Source organism: Actinoallomurus sp. NPDC052308 (genome assembly GCF_040679195.1).
Taxonomy (GTDB): Bacteria; Actinomycetota; Actinomycetes; order Streptosporangiales; family Streptosporangiaceae; genus Actinoallomurus; species Actinoallomurus liliacearum.
The window spans coordinates 837,104-856,842 of sequence record NZ_JBFAUM010000001.1 but is presented as its reverse complement, the minus strand read 5'-3'; the positions used below and the strand labels follow the sequence as shown (position 1 = coordinate 856,842).

The following is a 19,739-nucleotide window of genomic DNA, read 5'->3' as shown; positions in this document are numbered from 1 at the left end:
ACCTACCGGGCCGGGGCGATGAGGACTTCCAAGGTGCGGGGGCCGTGGACGCCCTCCACGCGGTTCAGCTCGATGTCGCTCGTCGCGGACGGGCCGCTGATCCAGGTCTGCGGGCGGGACGGGTCGAGGCGTTCGAGCGCCTCGGGGACGGTGCGGACGATCTGCTCTCGCCGGACGACGCACAGGTGGTAGTCGGGGATCAGGGTGAGCGCGCGGCGGCCCTGGTCCGCGGCGCCGTCCAGGACGATCGTGCCGGTCTCGGCGATGGCGACCGCGCAGCCGGTGACCACGCCGTGCAGGGCGTCGAGGCCGGCCGCGGACAGGGCCGGGTCGTCCCGGACCGCCTCCGCGTCGCCGAGCCACTCGGCGGGGACGCCGGCGGGCGCGACGACCCGGCGGGCGCCGTGCCTCCGCAGCGCGTCCGCGACCGCCGCCGGCACGTCCGTGACCTCGTGCACGACCGCCTTGTAGTCGACGAGGCGGTCGACCAGCAGCTCGACGACGTCCGGGCCGGACCGGTCGCGGTCGTACGCGCGCGGCACCTCGACGTCCTCCGGCGCCTCCGTACGGGGGACGTCGGCGAGCGCCGCCCGGACGCGCGCCAGGATCCGGTCCCGGGAGCTCATCGATCCCCCTCCTCGCCCGCCCGCCGCGCCCACCAGTCGCGGAACGACTCGCGCGGCGGTACGGGCACCTCGCGGGTGTCCGACCAGGCCGACAGCGGGCCGGGCAGGCGACGCGGGGTCCAGCGGCGCAGCCGGCCGGCCGAACGCTGGGCCACGGCCAGCCACTTCGGGTCGGCCAGGACCCGGCGGGCGGCGCCCATCGCGAGGCGCTCCACGCGGTGGCCCTTCGTCACCACCTTGGCGCGCAGGTCGAGCAGCACCTCGGGGATGTTGATCGCGACCGGGCAGACCTCGTAACACGCGCCGCACAGCGTCGAGGCGTACGGCAGCGACTCCTCCAGCGGCCCGGTCAGGCCGCGCAGCTGCGGAGTGAGGATCGCGCCGATCGGCCCGGGGTACACCGAGCCGTACGCGTGGCCGCCCGTCCGCTCGTACACGGGGCAGACGTTCAGGCAGGCCGAGCAGCGGATGCAGCGCAGCGCCTGGCGGCCGACCCGGTCGGCCAGCACCGACGTACGGCCGTTGTCGACGAGGACCAGGTGGAACTCCTGGCCCTCCGTCGCGCCGGTCCACATCGAGGTGTACGGGTTCATCCGCTCCCCCGTCGACGAGCGGGGCAGCAGCTGCATGAACACCTCGAGGTCCCGCCAGGTCGGCACGAGCTTCTCGATGCCGACCACCGAGATGAGCGTCTCGGGCAGCGTCACGCACATCCGGCCGTTCCCCTCGGACTCGAGGACGACGAGGGTTCCGGTCTCGGCGACCGCGAAGTTGGCGCCCGAGATGCCGACCTTCGCGCGCAGGAACCGCTCGCGCAGGTGCAGCCGGGCGGCCTCGGCGAGGGCACGGGGATCGTCCTTCAGGCCCTCAGGGGCGGGGCGGCCCCAGGAGGCCATCCGGTCGCTGAAGATCTCCCGGATCTCCGCGCGGTTGCGGTGGATCGCCGGGACCAGGATGTGCGAGGGCAGGTCGTCGCCGAGCTGCACGATCAGCTCGGCGAGGTCGGTCTCGTACGCACGGATGCCGGCGGCGGCCAGCGCGGAGTTCAGCTCGAGCTCCTGGGTCGCCATCGACTTGACCTTGACGACCTCGGTCTCGCCGGTCGCCCTGACCAGGCCGACGATGATCCGGTTGGCCTCGGCGGCGTCCTCGGCCCAGTGCACGTGGCCGCCCGCGGCCGTGACCGCGGACTCCAGCCGTTCCAGGTAGACGTCGAGGTGCCGGAGCGTACGGTCCTTGATCGCCGCGCCCGCCGCGCGCAGCTCGGCCCAGTCGGGCTGCTCGCCGACGACGGCCGCGCGCCTGGCGCGGATCGTGTGGGTGGCCTTGCGCAGGTTGTGGCGCAGCTGCGCGTCGCCCACCGCCCGCGCCGCCGCCTCCGGAAACGCCGGCATCCCCACGAAGGTGGCCGTCATGTGGCCTCCTTCGGCGGAGGAGTGCCGACAAACGCCATGCTCATGGTTCGCTCGCTCATGCCGTATCTCCTTCCGTCGAGGCGAGGATCTGGGCGAGGTGGAGGACGCGGACGCCCGTGCGCTGGCGGGTCAGCGAACCGCCGATGTGCATGAGGCAGGAGTTGTCGGCGGCGCAGAGCACCTCGGCGCCGGTGTCCAGGACGTTGCGGACCTTGTCGGCGCACATGGCGGCGGACACGGCGGGGTTCTTGAGCGCGAAGGTGCCGCCGAACCCGCAGCACTCCTCGGCGCCGCCCAGCGGTACGAGGGTGAGCCCGCGCACGTGGGACAGCAGGTCGAAAGGCCGTGAGCCGACCTTGAGCGACCGGAGCGAGTGGCAGGTCGGGTGGTAGGTCACCGTGTGCGGGAAGTACGCGCCGACGTCGGTGACCTTGAGCACGTCGACCAGGAACTCCGACAGCTCGTACACGCCCTCGGGCGGCGTGACGCCGAGCGAGGGATACCACTCGCGGACCATCGCGGCGCACGATCCGGACGGCACCACGACCGCGTCGTAGCCGTCGAACGTCGCGGTGAAGCGGCGGGCCAGCGGCCGGGCGTCGTCGCGGTAGCCGGTGTTGAAGTGCATCTGCCCGCAGCAGGTCTGCTCGAGCGGGAAGTCGACCGTGCAACCGAGCCGTTCCAGCAGCCGGACGGTCGCCTTCCCGGTGCCGGGGAAGAGCGTGTCGTTAACGCAGGTGACGAACAGTGCGACCCGCATGACACTCACCTTAGTCCGTACACGCGGCGGGCCGTCGCGCCGAACACGGCGTCCCGGTCGCCGGCCGGCACCGCCTCCCGGGCGAGGTCGAGGACCTGCTCGTACGACGCGGCGAGCGTGCAGACCGGCCAGTCGGAGCCGTACATGACGCGGTCGGCGCCGAAGGAGTCCAGCACGTGGCGGGCGTACGGCAGGATGTCGGCGGGCTTCCAGCCGGGAGCCGCCTCGGTGACGAGGCCGGACAGCTTGACCGCCACGTTGGGCAGCGCGGAAAGGGACGTGATCCAGCCCGCCCACGGTTCCCAGGCGCCGCCGGCGATGTCGGGCTTGCCGGCGTGGTCGAGGACGAACGACACCTCCGGCAGCCGGCGCATGATCTCCAGGGCGGCCGTGGCCTGCGGTGGCCGGACCAGCACGTCGTACACCAGTCCGGCGGCCCCGACCGCCTCGACACCGCGTACGACGTCGGGCCGCAGCAGCCACTCGGGGTCCGGCTCGTCCTGGACCTGGTGGCGGACGCCGACGAGCAGCCCGCCGGACGGGCTCCGCCGCACCTCGGCGATCCGGTCCGCCACGTCCGGCGCGGCGAGGTCCACCCAGCCGACCACGCCCGCGACCGGGCCCGGCTCGTCCCCGTGGTCGAGCTCGACTGGGTCGGCCGCCGCCGCGAGCAGGTCGTACGTCTCGCCGACGTCGTGCAGCGCCTGCACGACGATCGAGTCCCGCACGCCGTACGCCCCGGTCAGCGCGGTGTAGCGGGCCGCGTCGAACCGGCCGCGGAGGGGGTCGGCCCACGGGCCGTCCATCCAGGGGTAGTCGCGGACGCCGGTGTCCCACAGGTGATGGTGCGCGTCGACCAGCACCGCCTCGGTCACAGGTCCTCCCAGAGCGTCTCGGGGATGTCCAGCTCGAACAGGTCGCCGTTGTCGTCGACCTCGGCCGCGCTGCGGCAGCCGACGAGGACGCTCGCCACCGCCGGGTGCCGGAGCGGGAACCGCAGCGCCGCCGCGCGCAGCGGAACGCCGTGCCCGGCGCAGATCCGCTCCAGCCGGGCGACGCGCTCCCGCAGCTCCGGCGGGGCGGGCGCGTAGTCGTACGTGGTGCCGCCCGCCAGCAGCCCGGAGTTGTAGACGCCGCCGGCGACGACCGAGGTGCCGCGCCGGGCGCAGGCGGGCAGCAGGTCCTCCTCGGCCGACCGGTCGAGGAGGGTGTACCGGCCGGCGCACAGCACGACGTCCAGGTCGAGGCGTTCGACGAACCGGGTGAGCATGGGGGTCTGGTTCATCCCGGCGCCGATCGCGCCGACCACGCCCTCGTCGCGGAGCGCGGCCAGCGCCGGGTACGCCGTCGCGTACACCTCCTCCTCGTGGTCGTCCGGGTCGTGCAGGTAGACGACGTCCACCCGGTCGACGCCGAGGCGTTTCAGCGACTCCTCCAGGGACCGGCGGACGCCGTCGGCGCTCCAGTCCCAGACCCGCTTGTACGGCGGCGGGTCGGCGAACCCCTCCGGCTCGGGCGGCTCCCCCGGTCCGAGAGGGACGAGGAGCCGCCCGACCTTGGTCGACAGGACGTACTCGCCGGTCAGGGCGGCGCCCATGCGGCGTTCGCCACGCCCGGCGCCGTAGTGCGGCGCGGTGTCGAAGTACCCGATGCCGCGCTCCTGGGCGCGGCGTACGGCCGCGGTGGCGTCGGCGTCGGACACCGGGGTGTAGAGCCCGCCGATCGCCGCGCCGCCGAACGACAGCGTCGTCACCTCGACGGGCGACCTTCCGAGTCTGCGGCGTTCCATGGCTACTCCTGTGCCTGGCCCGACGTGATCCTGCTGATGATCAGCGCGATCAGGATGATCGCACCGTTGAGCGCGCCGATCCACTGCGCCGGGACACCGGCCAGCGTGAGCACGTTCTGGATCAGGTAGAGCAGCAGGATGCCGGTGAAGGCGCCGAAGATGGTGCCCTTGCCGCCGTTGAGCGAGACGCCGCCGATCACCGCCGCCGCGAACACCGTGAAGATCGCGCCGTTGCCCTGGCTGGCCGCCACGGAGGCGAGCCGGCCGGTGAGCAGCAGGCCGCCGAGGGCGGCGAGGAGGCTCGCCAGCACGAGCGTGCCCCACAGCACCCGGTCGACGCGGATACCGGCGGCGCGGGCCGCATCGGCGTTGCCGCCGATAGCGTACAGCGACCGGCCCCAGCGGGTGTAGCCGGTCACCCCGATGGCCAGGGCGTACAGGACCAGGCAGATCCAGATCGACGCGGGCAGGCCCAGCCAGACGGCGTTGCCCAGGTAGATCATGGACGACGGCAGGTTGAAGAACGTCTTGCCGCCGCTGATGCCGGTCAGCAGGCCGCGCAGCACGATCAGCATGCCCAGCGTGACGATGAAGCCGTTCAGGCGGAACCGCACGATCAGCAGGCCGTTGATCCAGCCGATGACGGTGCCGACGGCGAGCGTGACCGGGATCGACCAAGCCCCGGGCAGCCAGCCGACGCCGTGCGTGATGCCGGGCGCGAGCACGAGCCAGGCGGCGATCCCCGGCGCGAGGCCGAACGTCGACTCCAGCGACAGGTCCATCCGCCCGCAGATGAGGATGAGCGCCTCGGCCAGCACGAGCAGCGAGATCTCCGACTGCTGCTGCAGCACGTTGACCAGATTGTCCCAGTGCAGGAACACCGGGTTGACGAAGTAGCCGACGATGGCGATCACAATGATCGCCGGTACCAGTGCGAGGTCGCGCAGGCGTGCCAGCCGTGGCGCGGTCATCCGGCCGCGGGCCGGCGCGGCCATGGCCGCCTGTGTCTCAGTCACGGATGCCCTCCATCGCGGCGATCAGTTCGTGGTCGTCCCAGCCGTCCGGCATCTCGGCGACGACGGCGCCCTTGAACAGGACGATCACCCGGTCGCAGGGACGGAGGTCGTCCAAGTCGTCGGAGATGATCAGGACGCCGGTGCCGTCGGCGGTCGCCGCGACGGCCGTGCCGAGCAGCGTCTCCTTGGCCTTGACGTCGACCCCGGCGGTGGGCTGCATAAGCACCAGCGCCTTCGGATCGCCCGCGAGCGCGCGGGCCATGACGACCTTCTGCTGGTTACCGCCGGACAGCGCGGACACCGGCTGCTCCGGCCCGGCCGCCTTGATGTCCAGGTCGGCGATGGCCCTGGCGCCGAGTTCGTCACGCCGCCGCGGCCCGATGATCCCGAAGCGGCCCAGCCGCTCGGGGACGGTCAGGGTGGTGTTCTCGGCGATGGACAGGCCGGGGATCAGACCCTCTTTGTGCCGGTCCTGCGGGACGAAGCCGAGGCCGGCCCGCAGCGCGGCGGGCACGCTGCCGGGGCGGGGCGTCGTGCCGCCGATCTGGACCGTGCCGTGGGCCGCCCGGCGCAGGCCGACGATCGACTCGCCGACGGCCATCTTCCCGGAGCCGCCGGCCCCGGCCAGCCCGACGATCTCGCCGGGGGCCACGGTCAGCGACACGTCCTCGAAGACGCCCGGGACGCCGAGGCCGGTGACGGTCAGGGCGGGCGGGGCGTCGCGCGCCGACGCGGGCCGGCCGGCGCCGAGGTCGATCAGCCCGGTGGCCTCGCCGGTCATCGCGGTGACCAGCGCCTCCTTGCCCAGCTCCGCGACCGGAGAGGTCACGATGTGCCGGGCGTCGCGCATGACGGTGACGGTGTCGCAGACCTCGTACACCTCGTCGAGGTGATGGCTGATGAACAGGAAGGTCACCCCGGACTCCCGCAGGGAGCGCATCCGGGTGAACAGTCGCTCGATCGCCTGGCCGTCGAGCTGGGCGGTCGGCTCGTCGAGGATGATGAACCGCGACCCGTGCGACAGCGCCCGCGCGATCTCCACGAGCTGCCGCTGCTCGACGGTGAGGCGCTCGGCCGGTGCCCGCACGTCGACGTCGACCTCCCAGGTGTCCAGCAGCTCGCGGGCGCGGCGGCGCAGCGAGCCCCAGGAGATCAGGCCACGGCCCTGCCTGTTCAAGCCCTGCCTATTCAAGAAAAGGTTCTCGGCCACGGACAGGGACGGGATGACCGTGAGCTTCTGGTAGACGCAGGCGACCCGCCGCCGCCACGCCTCGCGGTCCGCGAGGGGTGGGGCCGGTTCGCCGCCGAACTCGACCGTTCCGGAGCCCGGGGGGACGAGGCCGGTGAGCACCGACACCAGGGTGGACTTCCCGGCGCCGTTGCGGCCGACGAGGGCGTGGATCTCGCCGTCGCCCACGGCGAGGGACACGTCGTCGAGCGCGACGGTCACGCCGAAGCGCTTGCTGATCCTGTGGGCCGCCGCGACCGGCCGGACGCCGGCCGCGGCGCTGGCGGAATGGCTCATTTGACCTGGTTGCCCCAGAGTTGCGGGTCCGACGCCTTCAGCGAGCCCGCGTAGGTGCCGTCCTTGGTGACCAAGGGCGCGGGCAGCTGGTCCTCGAGCAGACCGGGCCGCGGCGCGACGATCGTCGAATCGTGGTCGGTCTTGCCCGGAGTGAACTTCTTGCCGTCAATGGCGGCCTTTACGTAGTACAGCGCGTACTTGGCGTACAGGTCGGCGGGCTGGGAGACGGTGGCGTCGATCTGCCCGGCCTCGATCGCCTTCAGCTCCTCGGGGATGCCGTCGTTCGAGATGATCGCGATGTGCTTCGGGTTGCCCGGCGGGAAGATCAGGCCCTTCTGCTTCAGGACGTTGAGCGTCGGGGCGAGGAACGCGCCGCCCGCCTGCATGTAGATCCCGTTCAAGTCCGGGTCGGCGGCGAGCGTCGTCTGCAGCTTGTTCGCGCCGACGTCACCCTTCCACTCCGTGGGCAGGCCGATGACCTTGACGCCCGGGTAGTTCTGGGACATGCACTGGTTGAACGCCTCGGTGCGGTCCCGGCCGTTGATGGAGGCGAGATCGCCCTCCAGCATCGCCACCTTGCCCTTGCCCTTCAGCGTGTCGCCGAGGAACTTGCAGGCCTTCTCGCCGTAGGCCCGGTTGTCCGCGCGGACCACCATGTAGACGTCGCCCTTGTCCGGGCGGGTGTCGACGGTGACCACCGGGATCTTCTTCTCCTGGAGCTGGTTCAAGGTGGGTGCGACCGCGGCGGTGTCCTGCGGGGCCAGCACCATGCCCTTCACGCCCTGCCCGATGAGCGACTGGACGTTCGCGGCGAGCTTGGCGATGTCGTTCTCGGAGTTGGTGGTCTTCAGGTCCAGGCCGTCCTGTTTGGCGTACTGCGGGACGTACTTGATGTAGGAGTTCCAGAAGTCGGTGTCGGACCGGGGATAGTCCACGCCGACGGCACCGCCGCCGGACGAGGCGCCGCTGCTGCTCTTACATCCGGTCACCAGCGTCGCGGCCGCCACGACCGCGGCACCCGCCGCGAGCACCTCTCGCTTCATCGCGTCCTCATTTCTCTGGGCGAAGTCGCAGGCCGGCCATGCCCCCGTCGACCGCCAGCGCCGTTCCTGTCGTCGCCGACGCCAGCGGGCTCGCCAGGTAGGCGATCGCCGCGGCGACCTCCTCCGGGCTGACCAGCCGGCCGTTCGGCTGGCGGGCCGCCAGGGCGACCCGCTCCGCCTCCGGATCGTCGGTCGCGGCGAGCAGCCGGCCGACCCAGGGGGTGTCGGCGGTGCCCGGGTTGACGCAGGTCACCCGGATACCGTCGCGCAGGTGATCCGCCGCCATCGCCAGGGTGAGCGACTGAACGGCTCCTTTGGTCGCCGAGTACAGCGCGCGCCGCGGCAGCCCGGCGGTGGCCGCGATCGAGCAGGTGTTGACGATCGCCGCGTGCTCGGATCGGCGCAGGTGCGGCAGGGCGGCACGGGTCACCCGCACCATGCCGAACACGTTGACGTCGAAGACGTCGCGCCACTCGTCGTCGCCGTTGTCCTCGACCGTGCCCTGCGCGCCGACCCCGGCGTTGTTGACCAGCACGTCCAGGCCGCCGAGGTGGTCGACCGCGGCCGCGACCGCCGCGCGGACCGACGCGTCGTCCCGTACGTCGGCCCGTACCCCGTGCAGCGGGGCGGGCGGCTCGGTCAGGTCGAGGCAGCTCACGGTCGCGCCGCGCTCGGTGAGCAGGCGGGCGGCGGCCAGCCCGATGCCGGAGGCCCCTCCGGTCACGATCGCCCTGATGCCGTCGAACTCCACGTCAAGACCTCCAGGCGGCGCCGTCGGGGTAGGCGTATTCGCGCAGGCTCTCGGGTCTGATCCGCGCCGACATGCCCGGAGCCGTCGGCGCGAGGTAGTGGCCGTCGCGGATGCGCACCGGGTCGGTGAAGTGCTCGTGCAGGTGGTCGACGTACTCGATGACGCGGTTCTCCGTGCTGCCGCTGACGGCGAGGTAGTCGAACATCGACAGGTGCTGCACGACCTCGCACAGCCCGACGCCGCCGGCGTGCGGGCACACCGGGACGCCGTACTTCGCCGCGAGCAGGAGGATCGCGACGTTCTCCGGCACTCCCGCGACGCGGCAGGCGTCGATCTGCAGCACGTCGATCGCGTCGGCCTGCAGCAGCTGCTTGAAGACGACGCGGTTCGCCACGTGCTCGCCGGTCGCCACCCGCACGGGCCGGACCGCCCGGCGCACGGCCGCGTGGCCCAGGATGTCGTCGGGGCTGGTCGGCTCCTCGATCCACCACGGGTCGTACGGTTCGAGGGCGTGGACCCACTCGATCGCCTGGTCGACGTCCCACCGCTGGTTGGCGTCGATCGCGATGCGGATGTCGGGCCCGACCGTCTCGCGGGCCAGCTCCATCCGCCGTACGTCGTCGGCCAGGTCGCCGCCGACCTTCAGCTTGATCTGGGTGAAGCCCTCCGCGACGGCCTCCCGGGCGAGGTCGACGAGCCTGTCGTCGGTGTACCCGAGCCAGCCGGGCGTGGTCGTGTACGCGGGGTAGCCGCCGGCCAGCAGGGCGGCCTCCCGGTCCTCGCGTCCCGCGCGGGCCGCCGTCAGCAGGCCGACGGCCTCTTCCGGGCGGAGGGCGTCGGTGAGGTACCTCCAGTCGGCCAGGTCGACGATCTGCTCGGGCGGCAGGTCCGCCAGCAGCCGCCAGACCGGCTTGCCGGCGACGCGGCCGGCCAGGTCGAACGCGGCGTTGATGATCGCGGCGGCGGCCATGTGGACCGCGCCCTTCTCCGGGCCGAGCCAGCGCAGGTGCGAGTCGTGGATCAGCCGCCGTGAGAAGCCGCCCAGGTCGGACAGGTCGATGTCGAGGCCGACGACCAGCGGCGCGTACGCCTGGACGGCGGCGACGCAGACCTCCGTACCGCGGCCGATCGTGAAGGTGAACCCGTGGCCCTCGGCGCCCTCGTCCGTGCGCAGCACGACGTACGCCGCGGAGTAGTCCGGATCCGGGTTCATCGCGTCCGAACCGTCGAGATGCCGCGAGGTCGGGAACCGGATGTCGTGGGCTTCGAGTGCGATGACCTTCATGTGAGCCTCTGCCGTTGCCGCCCGAGGCCGTCGATCTCGAGCTCCACGATGTCCCCCTGGCGCAGGAAGGAGATACCCGGGCTGCCCAGCGCGACGCCGGCCGGAGTCCCGGTGTTGATGACGTCCCCGGGGTCCAGGACCATGAACTGGCTGAGGTACCAGATCAGGTGGTCCACCGGGAAGATCATGTTCTTGGTGTCGCCGTCCTGCCGGAGCTCGCCGTTGACCCAGAGCCGCAGCCCGAGGTTCTGCGGGTCGTCGATCTCGTCGGCGGTCACCAGGTGCGGCCCCAGCGGGTTGAACGTCTCGCAGGACTTGCCCTTGTCCCACTGCCCGCCACGCTCGAGCTGGAACTCCCGCTCCGAGACGTCGTTGCTGATCGCGTACCCGGCGACGAGCGGTAGTGCGTCCGCCGGCGAGTCGAGGTAGCGGGCACGGGCGCCCAGCACGACGGCCAGCTCCACCTCGTAGTCGGTCTTCTCGCTGCCCCGTGGGATGAGCACGTCGTCGTCCGGGCCGACGACCGTGTTCGACGCCTTCATGAAGATGATCGGCTCGGCCGGGATGTCCGCGCCCGTCTCCTCCGCGTGGTCGCGGTAGTTCAGGCCGACGCACACGACCTTGCCGGGCCGGGCCACCGGCGCGCCGATCCGCTTGGTGTTCTGGATGGGCGGCAGCTCGCCCGCCGCGTACGCCGCCTTGGCCCGCTCCAGATCCGCGGCGAGGAAGTCGCCGTCGATCTCGCGGGTCAGGCCGGACAGATCGAGGAGCGAGCCGTCCTCGGCCAGGACCGCGGGGCGTTCGGCGCCTTCCGGACCGACACGCAGCAGCTTCACGTAGTCGTACCCCCTGCTCGTTCGGGTGGTCCGACCTCTCACCTATTCATCGGACCTCTTACCCGGACATGAGATCACTGGAGAGCACTGTCCTGGCAATACCCCGCTACATAGTTGTTACTTTCTACGAATTGGTACGACCTCTGCCGTCCGGCAGGATGTGATCCGCAGGCTGAGGAGGGAGCGCGCGTGACGGACGACGCCGGCGCCAGGACCACCGTCACCCAGCGGGCGATCGATGAGATCAAGACCCGGATCGCCATGGGTGAGTTCGCGCCCGGCCAGCGCCTGCCGACCGAACGCGACCTCGCCGCCGACCTGGGCCTGTCCCGCAGCTCGATGCGCGAGGCCATCCGCGCCCTGACCGTCATGGGCGTCCTGGAGGCGCGCCACGGGGCCGGCATCTACGTGACCCGGCTCGAACCGGGCGACCTGCTGGAGACGTTCGGCGTGGTCGCGGAGATCTCTCGCGGCGACACGCTGCTGCACCTCGTCCAGGTGCGCAAGATCCTCGAGCCCGCCGCCGCGGCCGCCGCGGCGGCCCGCATCGACGAGGCGGGTCTCGCCCGCCTGCGCGCCGAGATGACCGCCATGGAGCGGGGCACGACCGCCGAGGAGATCGTCGGGCACGACCTGGAGTTCCACCGCGTCATCACCGAGGCGGCGGGGAATCCGGTGCTCGGCGCGATCCTGGACGGGCTCAACAGCCGCACCTTCCGCGCCCGCGTCTGGCGCGGCTACCGCGAGGAGGGCGTCTTCCCGCGCACCAACCACGAGCACGACGCGATCTACCGGGCGCTGGTCGAGCGCGACCCCGACGGTGCCCGCGTCGCCGCGGCCGTGCACATCGGCGCCGTCGAGGAATGGGCCCGCCGGCAGGGAGGCGATGAGGAGTGACGATGCGCGTCGCGCTGCACACCCGGCTCAAGGCCGGCCGTGAGGAGGAGTACGAGCGAGCGCACCGGGAGGTCCCGCCGGAGCTCGTCCAGGCGATCAAGGACGGCGGCGCGCACGAGTGGACGATCTGGCGCAGCGGCCTGGATCTGTTCCACGTCATCGACTGCGACGACTACGCCGCCCTGCTGGCCGCCCTGGAGGACCTGCCGGTCAACGTCGCATGGCAGGCGCGTATGGCCGGCTACCTCGACGTCGTGCACGACTACTCCGGCGAGGGCGCCGCCAAGGGCCTCCCCACCGTCTGGCACCTGGAGTGAAGGGCCGGCGGAGTCCGCTGGACGCCGCCGCCTGGGCCCTCGCCGCCGGCCGGGCCCGCGTGAGCGCCGGGACGGCGAAAGAGCGCGGGCGGGTCACCAGGGGCCCGTCCGCGCTCGATTCGTGATCCCGGCCGCGTCCGGCCGGGACAGGTTCCGTCGGCCTGCCGGCCGACAGTCAGTTCTTGCCGCCCCTCCGAAGCCGGCGCAGGAACCTGCGCACCGATCCGGCCGCCAGGTCGTCCCGAAACTCGTAGAAGAATTGAGCCGCGGCCTGACTCACCGACTGCGACGAGTAGGACCCGACGATGAACTCAATCCGTGCAGTCGGCCGGCCCAGGTGCCCCTTGCGCGCCGAACCGAGGCCGGAGCGAAGCTGGGCCTTACAGGCCGGAATCTCGGCGACACCCACGACGACCTCTTCCACTACATCGCGAAGCGCCGAGAAGCCGGGGGCCTTCGACAAGGTCATCAGCTGCCTCGCGAAATCGCCGGCGGCGTAGTCGGCTCGCAGCTCGTACCTGGCGACGCAAAGGCCGTTCATGGACGGCGGGAAGGTCACGTGGTTGTAGGAGTCCGACTCCGGATGGGTCAGAGCGCTGACCATGTCCTCCAGGTCCCACTTCGCCCCCGAGCGGCTCACGTCCACCGCGAAGACGGCGACCTGCGGATGCGGCGTGACGGCCATTTCATTCCCTCTTTTCTGTCGCTCGATCGTCCGGCGCCTTTTGGTGCCGGACACAGAAGACGGTCCGCGAGAAGGCTGGTACGGCAACGCGGGTGGATGGGCGGCGACCATGGTGTACGGGCGGTCCCGACGTTCGTGGTGGGGGTGGCCGGACCGGCGGTTCGGGACGCCGCCGCCTGGGCCCTCGTCGCGGGTTGGGCCTACGCGACCGCCGAGACGTACCTCCTCACCCTCCGGCGCGGCCGGATGGCGGTCCTGCGAGGCGCGGCCCGGGCGCGGGCCACGCTGATCGGGTGCGCGGCGGCGGCCGTCGCCCTGACCGCCGCGCTGGTCTTACTGGCGCCGGCCCGCGCGGCGGCCGCGATCCCCCTGTCGGTGGACCGGCCGGTGGCGACGACCGCCGGATACGGCCTCACCGGGGCGGTCTGCGGCGGCCTGGCCGCACGGCGCCGCGGCGCCGTGCTGGAGCGCGTCCGGGCCGGCGTCCTGCACCGCGCGCTCGCCCTCGCCCCTCAGGACGGGCGGCCCCTCGCCGCCTGAGGTGGGCTACGACTCGCTGGGCATCATCACCCAGAGGATCAGGTAGATCACGAACTGCGGTCCGGGCAGCAGGCAGGACAGGATGGCCAGCAGCCGGACCGTCCATGCCGACATGCCGTACCGGCGGCCGAGCCCGGCGCAGACGCCGGCGATGACACGCCCCTTGCGCGGACGGGACAGACCGTTCATTGCGACACTCCTTCGCGTTCGTCTACCAACGACGCTAGGCCGCCCGCCCCGACCTCACATCGCTCCCGGGACCGATCCGGACTCGTCCCGTGGACCTACGGGTCGCCCCTAAGGGATGAGGTCGACCGACTCGCCGGGCCGAAGGCGGCGGAACTCCCGCTTCTGCCGCTCGCCCTCCCCGGCGAGCTGGCCGTCCAGCAGGCCCAGTCCGGCGTCGTTGAGCAGGCCGTCGTGGACCGCGAACGCGCGGCGGGGCGCCACCGCCCGCAGGTACTCGATCATCTCCGGGGCCTTCATCCACGGCGCCTGGCCGGGCACGAGGAGCGTGGGCGCCTCGAGGACGGTGAAGGCGTCACCCGGGTGGAAGACCTCCCCGTCGATGAGGAATCCGATGTTCTCCACGGGCGGGACGTCGGGATGCACCACCTCGTGCCGCTGCCCGGCCACGGCGACCTCGAAGCCCGCGATCGTCAGCCTCATCCTCCGATCGTGCCACGCGCCCGGCGGCCGCCTCCGCGAGCCGTGCACCGTTGACGGACCAAGCGGCAGCTTGGTAAGTACTGATCAAGGTCGGGGACACCATCGGCGGGGGTGCGTAAGGAGGCCGGACCATGCCCGTTCCCGACCAGCGGAATCCCGAGGTGACCCGTGCGGTGCTGACCCGCTGGCTGGCCGGGCGGCTGGCCGACGGCGACGTGACCCTGTCCGACCTGGAGATCCCCGGGACCACCGGGTTCTCCGCCGAGACGCTCCTGTTCGACGCCGAGCACGGCGGCCGTACCGAACGGTTAGTCGCCAAGGTGGCGCCGGTCCACTACCAGGTGTTCCCGGACCCGCTGCCGTACGCCGACCAGTACCGGCTGCTGCGCATCCTCGACGAGCGGACCGCGATCCCCGTCCCGCCGATCCGCTGGTACGAGCCCGACCCGACGCTGCTGGGCGCGCCGTTCTACGTCATCGACCGGGTCGACGGCCGGGCCCCCGACGACAACCCGCCGTACCACCAGGCGGGATGGGTCGCCGAGGCCGCTCCCGAACGGCGACACCGGATGTGGACGGCGGGCCTGGAGATCCTCGCCGAACTCCACCGGCTGGACCCGGCGCCCTTCGCCTTCCTCGACCGGACCAGGTACGGCCGGGGGGGACTGGACCAGCGGCTCGGCTACTACACCCACTACATGAGCTGGGCCTATCACCGCCCGCAGCCGACCTGCGCGGCGGCACTGCGGTGGCTGCGCGAACACCGGCCGCCCGAGCCCGGCCCGCCGGTGCTGCTGTGGGGCGACTCGCGCGTCGGGAACATCCTCTACGGCGACGACGGTGAGCCGCGCGCCGCGCTGGACTGGGAGATCGCCACGCTCGGCGCGCCCGAGGAGGACCTCGCCTGGTACATGTACCTCGACCGCCACCACTCGGAGGGCATCGGCGTGCCCCGCCTGCCCGGCTTCCCGTCCTACGCCGACACCGTCGCGTACTACGAGGAACTGACCGGCCGGCCGATGCGGCACCTGGCGTACTACGAGGTCCTGTCCGCCTTCAAGTTCGCAGTGATCATGGCGCGGATCGGGCAGGCGTTCATCGACTTCGACCTGGTGCCGCCCGACAGCGACTTCCCCGTGGACAACACCGCCTCGCGGCTCCTGGCCGCGCTGCTCGACCTGCCCGCGCCCGGTCCCGTGACCGGGCCGCCGCCCGGAGGCACGCGATGACGCTCTCCCCGCTCGACGACTACCCGGTCCACCAGGTCCCCGACGTCATGCGGCACGTCGGCACCTCCGACCGGAACTTCTACGACCGGTACTACTTCAACTGCCACTCCCGCTCGGACGAGCTGATGCTGATCGTCGGGCTCGGCCAGTACCCGAACCTGGGCGTCACCGACGCGTTCGCCCTGGTCCGGTACGGCCCGCTGCACCGCGTCGTCCGCGCCTCCCGCGAACTGGGCGCCGACCGTATGGACACGACGGTCGGTCCGTTCCGCGTCGAGGTGCTGGAAGGGCTGAAGCGCCTGCGCGTCGTCCTGGACCCGAACGACCACGGCCTGTCGTTCGACCTGACCTGGGAGGGCGCGATCCCGGCGCAACTGGAGCCCCCGCACTTCGTCCGCGCCCAGGAACGGGTGGTCTTCGACTCCCGGCGGCTCGCGCAGACCGGCCGGTGGACCGGCTCGATCACCGTGGACGACACGACGCTGCCGGTGACCCCGGACCGCTGGTGGGGCAGCCGCGACCGGTCCTGGGGCATCCGCCCGGTCGGCGAGGCGGAGCCGCCGGGCATCCAGGCGAAGAACTCGGCGAGCTTCTACTGGCTGTACGCGCCGATGCAGTTCGAGGACCACGCGATCCTGTGCATCCTCCAGGAGGACGCGCAGGGCCGGCGGATCCTGGAGGAGGCCGTACGCGTGTGGCCGGACGACCGCGCGCCGGAGTACCTCGGCCGCCCCGACTACCGGCCGACGTACGCCCCGGGGACCCGCGACGTCACCGAGGCGGTGATCTCCTTCGCGCCGCCGGCAGGTAAACCGTTCGACGTGCGCGTCACCCCGCTCCTGCCCGTCCACATGATGGTCGGCAGCGGCTACGGCCTCGAACCCGACTGGCGGCACGGGATGTACCAGGGCCCGGAGCCGAAGGTCCAGGGCGTCACGTACGACCTGCGCCGCGCGGAGGACGCGGCGAGGATGTGGGGCATGGTCGACGCCGTGGCCCGCTTCGACTACGACGGCGGAGTCGGCCACGGCCTCTTCGAGTACTGGGCCCTCGGCCCCCACCCGACCTTCCCCGACGACGTCTGACCGGCTCCTCGGCGAGATGGTGCGACAGACCGCTGTGCGGGTCGGCCTGGCGTGATCGGGAGTCGGAGGAAGATGATCCGCATGCCGCACACGACCCGCCCACCGATCGTGGACATCACCGAAGTCATTCCCGAACTGGCCGCTCATGCCCGTACCGCCATCCGGCTGCACCCTCGGCAAGGCGACCCGGGACCGGACGACAGCAGCATCGGCGGGCCGCTGCGGTGGCCCGCCGACGAGCCCTGGCCGTTCTGCGACGATCCGCACGAACTGGGCCCGTCCGCCGAGGCGCCGGTCGCGATGGTGCCGATCGCGCAGATCTACGCGGCCGACGTCCCCGCGTACCCGTTCCCAGAGGGGAGCGATCTGCTGCAGATCCTCTGGTGCCCCGACCACGATGGGGACTGGCCGGACGAGACGATCATGGTGCGGTGGCGCCGCGCGGCCGACGTGACCGCCGTCCTCGCCGACCCGCCGGCGCCGCACATGGTCGAGGCGACGTGGCTCGTGGCGGCTCCGTGCGTGCTCGACCCCGAACCGATCACCGAGTACCCGTACGCGGAGGAGCTTCCCCGGCAGATCCAGGATGCGATCAAGGAGTGGGAGACCGGTTATCCCGCGTACCAGTACGGTCTTTCGATCGCGTCCGGTTGCAAGCTGGGCGGCGGCATGGCCTGGAACGTCACCGGCATGGGGGAATCGCCGGAATGCGCGCAGTGCGGCGCTCCCTCCCACCTGATCCTCCAACTGGACAGCTCCGAATGGGGCGGTGAGTCCGACCATGACGGCGGTCCGCCCCGCTGGCGACCGATCGAGGACACCGACCTCCACGACGACGCCCGTTTGGCCGCGATACAGCCGACCGGGCTGGAGATCGGCCGCTACAGCCACGGCGGCTTCTTCATCTGCACCGCCGATCACCGACATCCGGCGACGTTCCACAGCCAATGACCGTCACTTCGAGGGGAATGGCCGCGCCCACGCCAAGGAGCGCACTGAACGTCGTGCACTCGGCGACCCGACGGCGAGCGCGGAACGCCGTCACGGCGTCGGCGGGCGCCGAGGCGGTTGGGGACGAAAAGGCCCCGGGCTCGCGGATGCTCGCCCGGGGCCGGTTCGTTCAGGTGGTCAGGCCTGTTCCGCTAGGCGGAAGGTGACGTCGCCGTTCTCGTCGACACTCGCGTCCAGCGTCATCTCATCCAGGATCGTCGCCGCGTCCGGTTCCAGGTAGACACGCGCGCCCTGATCCTCGACGATCTCATCGCCGGCCTGCGGCCCTTCGGCCACCGCGAGGGAGAGCGTGCCCGTCTCTTCGGTCTGGCCCTGAGTGGCGATCCGCAGGCCGGTCTGTGGTGAAAGCTCGGGCTGGCTGGTGACGGTACGGATCACCTGGACCGCCGAATCGGTCAGCGTCAGCACTGTCGACAGCTCCTTCGGTTCGATTGCAGGTCACGCACGGCGCACGGCCCCGTGCATGCGCCCTGCCATGCCCGACGCTCCGTATCGGCAAACATCCGGGATCTAGCGACTTGACGGAAATCAGGGCGCGAGAGCGGGCACGGCGTCCGGGATCGGGAGCTCGCTGTTCGGCAGGACGGCGAGGATCGGAGTGTCCAGGCCCGCCTCGACGTACTCGCGGATCCGCTCGCGGCACGCGTCCGGCGAGCCGTGCACGATGAGGTCGTCGACCACGTCGTCCGGGATCGCGTCGAGGGCGGCCTTGCGGTCGCCGGCGGCCCACGCCTCGTTCATCGCGGCGAGTTGCTCGCCGCGGCCCAGCCACTGATGGAAGGCCGCGTAGGCGGGCACGGTCAGGTACGCCGCGATCAGCCGGCGGCCGAGCGCCCGCGCCTCCTCGGCGTTCGACGTCGGGCAGACGAAGATCCGCGCGATCAGCTCCTTCTCCGTGCCGAACTCGCTCCGCACCGTCCGTACGTCCTGCGGCGCCAGCCAGTTGGTGATCGCACCGTCGGCCTCGCGAGCGGCGAGCCGGAGCATGCCGGGTCGCAGGGCGGCCAGGACGATGGGCGGCGGTGTCTTCGGGGGGTTGTCCAGCCGGAAGCCGGACACGCCGAGCGCCTCGTCCGTCACCTTCTCGCCCACGAGTGCCCGGCGCAGGAACCGCAGCGTGTCCCGGACGCGCTGGTACGGCTCGGTGAAGGGGATGCCGTTCCACCGCTCGACGATGACGGGCGAGGAGGTGCCGAGGCCGAGCACGAACCGGCCGGGGGCCAGGTCGGCGAGCGTGGCGGCCTGCTGGGCGAGCAGGCCGGGACCGCGCGTGTAGACCGGCACGATCGCCGGTCCGAGCCGCAGGTCGGGGGCCCACTGCGAGGCGAGCGCCAGCGGCGTGAACGCGTCGACCCCGTTGGTCTCCGCCGACCACGCGTCGGTGTAGCCGAGGCCGGCCAGGCCCTCGACGGTCTTGCGGTGCTCGGCCAGGGGCACGCCCATGAGCGGGATCGTCATTCCCCATCGAGACATGCGGAGCCTCCTCAGGCGATGGACGGACGGACGGTCGAACCGCCGTCGACGACGAGGGTCTGCCCGGTCAGCCAACTCGCCGTGTCCCCGGCCAGGAAGACCACCGCCTTGGCGATGTCCTCGGGCTCGCCGAGGCGGCCGAGCGGCATGTACTTGGCGATCTGCTCCTCGTTGTTCTCCCACAGCGCCCGGGCGAGCTGCGTCTTGACCAGTCCGGGGGCGACGGCGTTGACGCGCACCGAGGGGGCGAGTTCGACCGCGAACTGCCTGGTGAGGTGGATGACGGCGGCCTTCGTGGCGTTGTAGTAGCCGATGCCGTGCTCGGTCACCATGCCGCCGACGGAGGAGATGTTGACGATCGCCCCGCCGCGCGCCGCCATGGACAGCTTCCAGGCGAGCTGCGTCCACAGCACGACGGCGAACTGGTTGACCTGCACGGTCTTGTCGGCCCGCGCGGCGTCGATGTCGACCATCGGGCCGAAGTACGGGCTGGTGCCCGCGTTGTTCACGAGGACGTCCACGCCCCCGAACTCGGCCACGGCTGCCTCCACGCAGGCCCGCGCGGCGTCCTCGTCGCCGACGTGGGCGGCCTTCGGCAGCACGCCGACCCCGGGGTACGCGGCCCGGATGTCCTTCGCGACCTCCTCGAGCGCGTCCTGTTTGCGCGAGGACAGGACGACGTTGCAGCCCTCCGCGGCCAGCGCCTCCGCCGTGGCGCGCCCGATGCCGCGCGACGCGCCGGTGATCAGGGCGGTCTTGCCCGCCAGGCCGGTCTCGAGTCCCATGG

23 protein-coding genes are annotated in these 19,739 nt (G+C 71.9%); 6 read left to right on the top strand and 17 right to left on the bottom strand.

The window, feature by feature from the left end; genetic code table 11:
* Positions 1-2: 2 nt before the first annotated feature.
* Genes AB0L00_RS04340 through AB0L00_RS04290 form a run of 11 tightly spaced genes read right to left on the bottom strand, consistent with a single transcriptional unit; the run spans position 3 to position 11,046 of the window.
* Positions 3-626: a lactate utilization protein C gene (locus AB0L00_RS04340; RefSeq protein WP_364428129.1), complete on the bottom strand. Its 624-nt coding sequence runs from the start codon at positions 624-626 to the stop codon at positions 3-5.
* Positions 623-2,041, bottom strand: coding sequence for a lactate utilization protein B (locus AB0L00_RS04335; RefSeq protein WP_364428126.1), 1,419 nt, complete (start codon positions 2,039-2,041; stop codon positions 623-625). The genes AB0L00_RS04340 and AB0L00_RS04335 overlap by 4 nt, the downstream gene beginning before the upstream one ends.
* A gap of 55 nt (positions 2,042-2,096) precedes the next feature.
* A complete protein-coding gene (locus AB0L00_RS04330; protein ID WP_364428123.1) occupies positions 2,097-2,801 on the bottom strand; it encodes a (Fe-S)-binding protein in 705 nt (234 codons plus the stop codon).
* Between the two features lie 5 nt (positions 2,802-2,806).
* A complete protein-coding gene (locus AB0L00_RS04325) occupies positions 2,807-3,676 on the bottom strand; it encodes an amidohydrolase family protein (RefSeq protein WP_364428121.1) in 870 nt (289 codons plus the stop codon).
* Positions 3,673-4,590, bottom strand: coding sequence for an aldo/keto reductase (locus tag AB0L00_RS04320; RefSeq protein WP_364428118.1), 918 nt, complete (start codon positions 4,588-4,590; stop codon positions 3,673-3,675). Before AB0L00_RS04320 ends, AB0L00_RS04325 begins: the two co-directional genes overlap by 4 nt.
* A 2-nt stretch (positions 4,591-4,592) precedes the next feature.
* Positions 4,593-5,606: an ABC transporter permease gene (locus tag AB0L00_RS04315; RefSeq protein WP_364428116.1), complete on the bottom strand. Its 1,014-nt coding sequence runs from the start codon at positions 5,604-5,606 to the stop codon at positions 4,593-4,595.
* Positions 5,599-7,131, bottom strand: coding sequence for a sugar ABC transporter ATP-binding protein (locus AB0L00_RS04310; protein WP_364428113.1), 1,533 nt, complete (start codon positions 7,129-7,131; stop codon positions 5,599-5,601). The genes AB0L00_RS04315 and AB0L00_RS04310 overlap by 8 nt, the downstream gene beginning before the upstream one ends.
* Positions 7,128-8,174 carry a sugar ABC transporter substrate-binding protein gene (locus AB0L00_RS04305; RefSeq protein WP_364428110.1) on the bottom strand — a complete coding sequence of 349 codons (1,047 nt, stop codon included), beginning with the start codon at positions 8,172-8,174 and terminating at the stop codon, positions 7,128-7,130. Before AB0L00_RS04305 ends, AB0L00_RS04310 begins: the two co-directional genes overlap by 4 nt.
* A 7-nt stretch (positions 8,175-8,181) precedes the next feature.
* Complete coding sequence (locus AB0L00_RS04300) at positions 8,182-8,925, bottom strand: SDR family oxidoreductase (RefSeq protein ID WP_364428107.1); 744 nt, start codon at positions 8,923-8,925, stop codon at positions 8,182-8,184.
* Between the two features lies 1 nt (position 8,926).
* Entirely contained in the window at positions 8,927-10,210 is a 1,284-nt protein-coding gene (locus AB0L00_RS04295; RefSeq protein WP_364428105.1) for an enolase C-terminal domain-like protein, read from the bottom strand.
* Positions 10,207-11,046: a fumarylacetoacetate hydrolase family protein gene (locus AB0L00_RS04290; protein ID WP_364429002.1), complete on the bottom strand. Its 840-nt coding sequence runs from the start codon at positions 11,044-11,046 to the stop codon at positions 10,207-10,209. Before AB0L00_RS04290 ends, AB0L00_RS04295 begins: the two co-directional genes overlap by 4 nt.
* Positions 11,047-11,235: 189 nt before the next feature.
* Between AB0L00_RS04290 and AB0L00_RS04285 the strand changes: the two genes are divergently transcribed.
* Positions 11,236-11,943: a FadR/GntR family transcriptional regulator gene (locus tag AB0L00_RS04285; RefSeq protein WP_364428102.1), complete on the top strand. Its 708-nt coding sequence runs from the start codon at positions 11,236-11,238 to the stop codon at positions 11,941-11,943.
* Positions 11,944-11,945: 2 nt separating this feature from the next.
* Positions 11,946-12,260, top strand: a complete 315-nt coding sequence (locus AB0L00_RS04280; RefSeq protein WP_364428099.1) for an L-rhamnose mutarotase — start codon at positions 11,946-11,948, stop codon at positions 12,258-12,260.
* A 175-nt stretch (positions 12,261-12,435) separates the two neighbouring features.
* Here the strand turns inward: AB0L00_RS04280 and AB0L00_RS04275 are convergent, their stop codons facing one another.
* Positions 12,436-12,945, bottom strand: a complete 510-nt coding sequence (locus AB0L00_RS04275; RefSeq protein WP_364428096.1) for a hypothetical protein — start codon at positions 12,943-12,945, stop codon at positions 12,436-12,438.
* A 96-nt stretch (positions 12,946-13,041) separates the two neighbouring features.
* Here AB0L00_RS04275 and AB0L00_RS04270 point away from each other — a divergent pair, with 96 nt between their 5' ends.
* Entirely contained in the window at positions 13,042-13,485 is a 444-nt protein-coding gene (locus AB0L00_RS04270; protein WP_364428093.1) for a hypothetical protein, read from the top strand.
* A 6-nt stretch (positions 13,486-13,491) separates the two neighbouring features.
* Here the strand turns inward: AB0L00_RS04270 and AB0L00_RS04265 are convergent, their stop codons facing one another.
* Positions 13,492-13,674: a PspC domain-containing protein gene (locus AB0L00_RS04265; protein ID WP_345360432.1), complete on the bottom strand. Its 183-nt coding sequence runs from the start codon at positions 13,672-13,674 to the stop codon at positions 13,492-13,494.
* Between the two features lie 108 nt (positions 13,675-13,782).
* Entirely contained in the window at positions 13,783-14,154 is a 372-nt protein-coding gene (locus AB0L00_RS04260; RefSeq protein ID WP_364428090.1) for a hypothetical protein, read from the bottom strand.
* A gap of 131 nt (positions 14,155-14,285) precedes the next feature.
* On the opposite strand from AB0L00_RS04260, the gene AB0L00_RS04255 reads away from it, so the two are divergent.
* The 3 genes from AB0L00_RS04255 to AB0L00_RS04245 all read left to right on the top strand — a co-directional run bounded on the left by AB0L00_RS04255 (position 14,286) and on the right by AB0L00_RS04245 (position 17,419).
* A complete protein-coding gene (locus AB0L00_RS04255; RefSeq protein ID WP_364428088.1) occupies positions 14,286-15,383 on the top strand; it encodes a phosphotransferase family protein in 1,098 nt (365 codons plus the stop codon).
* The gene (locus AB0L00_RS04250; protein WP_364428085.1) at positions 15,380-16,468 is read left to right on the top strand and encodes a hypothetical protein; all 1,089 of its coding nucleotides are present in this window, start codon (positions 15,380-15,382) and stop codon (positions 16,466-16,468) included. The genes AB0L00_RS04255 and AB0L00_RS04250 overlap by 4 nt, the downstream gene beginning before the upstream one ends.
* Positions 16,469-16,549: 81 nt before the next feature.
* Positions 16,550-17,419 carry a hypothetical protein gene (locus AB0L00_RS04245; protein ID WP_364428082.1) on the top strand — a complete coding sequence of 290 codons (870 nt, stop codon included), beginning with the start codon at positions 16,550-16,552 and terminating at the stop codon, positions 17,417-17,419.
* A 177-nt stretch (positions 17,420-17,596) separates the two neighbouring features.
* Here AB0L00_RS04245 and AB0L00_RS04240 read toward each other — a convergent pair whose 3' ends face one another.
* The 3 genes from AB0L00_RS04240 to AB0L00_RS04230 all read right to left on the bottom strand — a co-directional run bounded on the left by AB0L00_RS04240 (position 17,597) and on the right by AB0L00_RS04230 (position 19,737).
* Complete coding sequence (locus AB0L00_RS04240) at positions 17,597-17,887, bottom strand: iron-sulfur cluster biosynthesis family protein (protein WP_364428079.1); 291 nt, start codon at positions 17,885-17,887, stop codon at positions 17,597-17,599.
* Positions 17,888-18,007: 120 nt separating this feature from the next.
* On the bottom strand, positions 18,008-18,952 hold the full coding sequence (locus AB0L00_RS04235; protein ID WP_364428076.1) for an LLM class F420-dependent oxidoreductase: 945 nt from the start codon (positions 18,950-18,952) through the stop codon (positions 18,008-18,010).
* 11 nt (positions 18,953-18,963) lie between these two features.
* Positions 18,964-19,737 carry an SDR family oxidoreductase gene (locus tag AB0L00_RS04230; RefSeq protein ID WP_364428073.1) on the bottom strand — a complete coding sequence of 258 codons (774 nt, stop codon included), beginning with the start codon at positions 19,735-19,737 and terminating at the stop codon, positions 18,964-18,966.
* Positions 19,738-19,739 lie beyond the last annotated feature (2 nt).

Coding starts and splice junctions, on each gene's coding strand:
- AB0L00_RS04250 (WP_364428085.1), top strand. CDS start 15,380: ATGACGCTCTCCCCGCTCGACGACTACCCGGTCCACCAGGTCCCCGAC.
- AB0L00_RS04275 (WP_364428096.1), bottom strand. CDS start 12,945: ATGGCCGTCACGCCGCATCCGCAGGTCGCCGTCTTCGCGGTGGACGTG.
- AB0L00_RS04260 (WP_364428090.1), bottom strand. CDS start 14,154: ATGAGGCTGACGATCGCGGGCTTCGAGGTCGCCGTGGCCGGGCAGCGG.
- AB0L00_RS04270 (WP_364428093.1), top strand. CDS start 13,042: ATGGGCGGCGACCATGGTGTACGGGCGGTCCCGACGTTCGTGGTGGGG.
- AB0L00_RS04265 (WP_345360432.1), bottom strand. CDS start 13,674: ATGAACGGTCTGTCCCGTCCGCGCAAGGGGCGTGTCATCGCCGGCGTC.
- AB0L00_RS04320 (WP_364428118.1), bottom strand. CDS start 4,590: ATGGAACGCCGCAGACTCGGAAGGTCGCCCGTCGAGGTGACGACGCTG.
- AB0L00_RS04245 (WP_364428082.1), top strand. CDS start 16,550: ATGCCGCACACGACCCGCCCACCGATCGTGGACATCACCGAAGTCATT.
- AB0L00_RS04280 (WP_364428099.1), top strand. CDS start 11,946: ATGCGCGTCGCGCTGCACACCCGGCTCAAGGCCGGCCGTGAGGAGGAG.
- AB0L00_RS04295 (WP_364428105.1), bottom strand. CDS start 10,210: ATGAAGGTCATCGCACTCGAAGCCCACGACATCCGGTTCCCGACCTCG.
- AB0L00_RS04255 (WP_364428088.1), top strand. CDS start 14,286: ATGCCCGTTCCCGACCAGCGGAATCCCGAGGTGACCCGTGCGGTGCTG.
- AB0L00_RS04305 (WP_364428110.1), bottom strand. CDS start 8,174: ATGAAGCGAGAGGTGCTCGCGGCGGGTGCCGCGGTCGTGGCGGCCGCG.
- AB0L00_RS04230 (WP_364428073.1), bottom strand. CDS start 19,737: ATGGGACTCGAGACCGGCCTGGCGGGCAAGACCGCCCTGATCACCGGC.
- AB0L00_RS04335 (WP_364428126.1), bottom strand. CDS start 2,041: ATGACGGCCACCTTCGTGGGGATGCCGGCGTTTCCGGAGGCGGCGGCG.
- AB0L00_RS04330 (WP_364428123.1), bottom strand. CDS start 2,801: ATGCGGGTCGCACTGTTCGTCACCTGCGTTAACGACACGCTCTTCCCC.
- AB0L00_RS04235 (WP_364428076.1), bottom strand. CDS start 18,952: ATGTCTCGATGGGGAATGACGATCCCGCTCATGGGCGTGCCCCTGGCC.
- AB0L00_RS04340 (WP_364428129.1), bottom strand. CDS start 626: ATGAGCTCCCGGGACCGGATCCTGGCGCGCGTCCGGGCGGCGCTCGCC.
- AB0L00_RS04310 (WP_364428113.1), bottom strand. CDS start 7,131: ATGAGCCATTCCGCCAGCGCCGCGGCCGGCGTCCGGCCGGTCGCGGCG.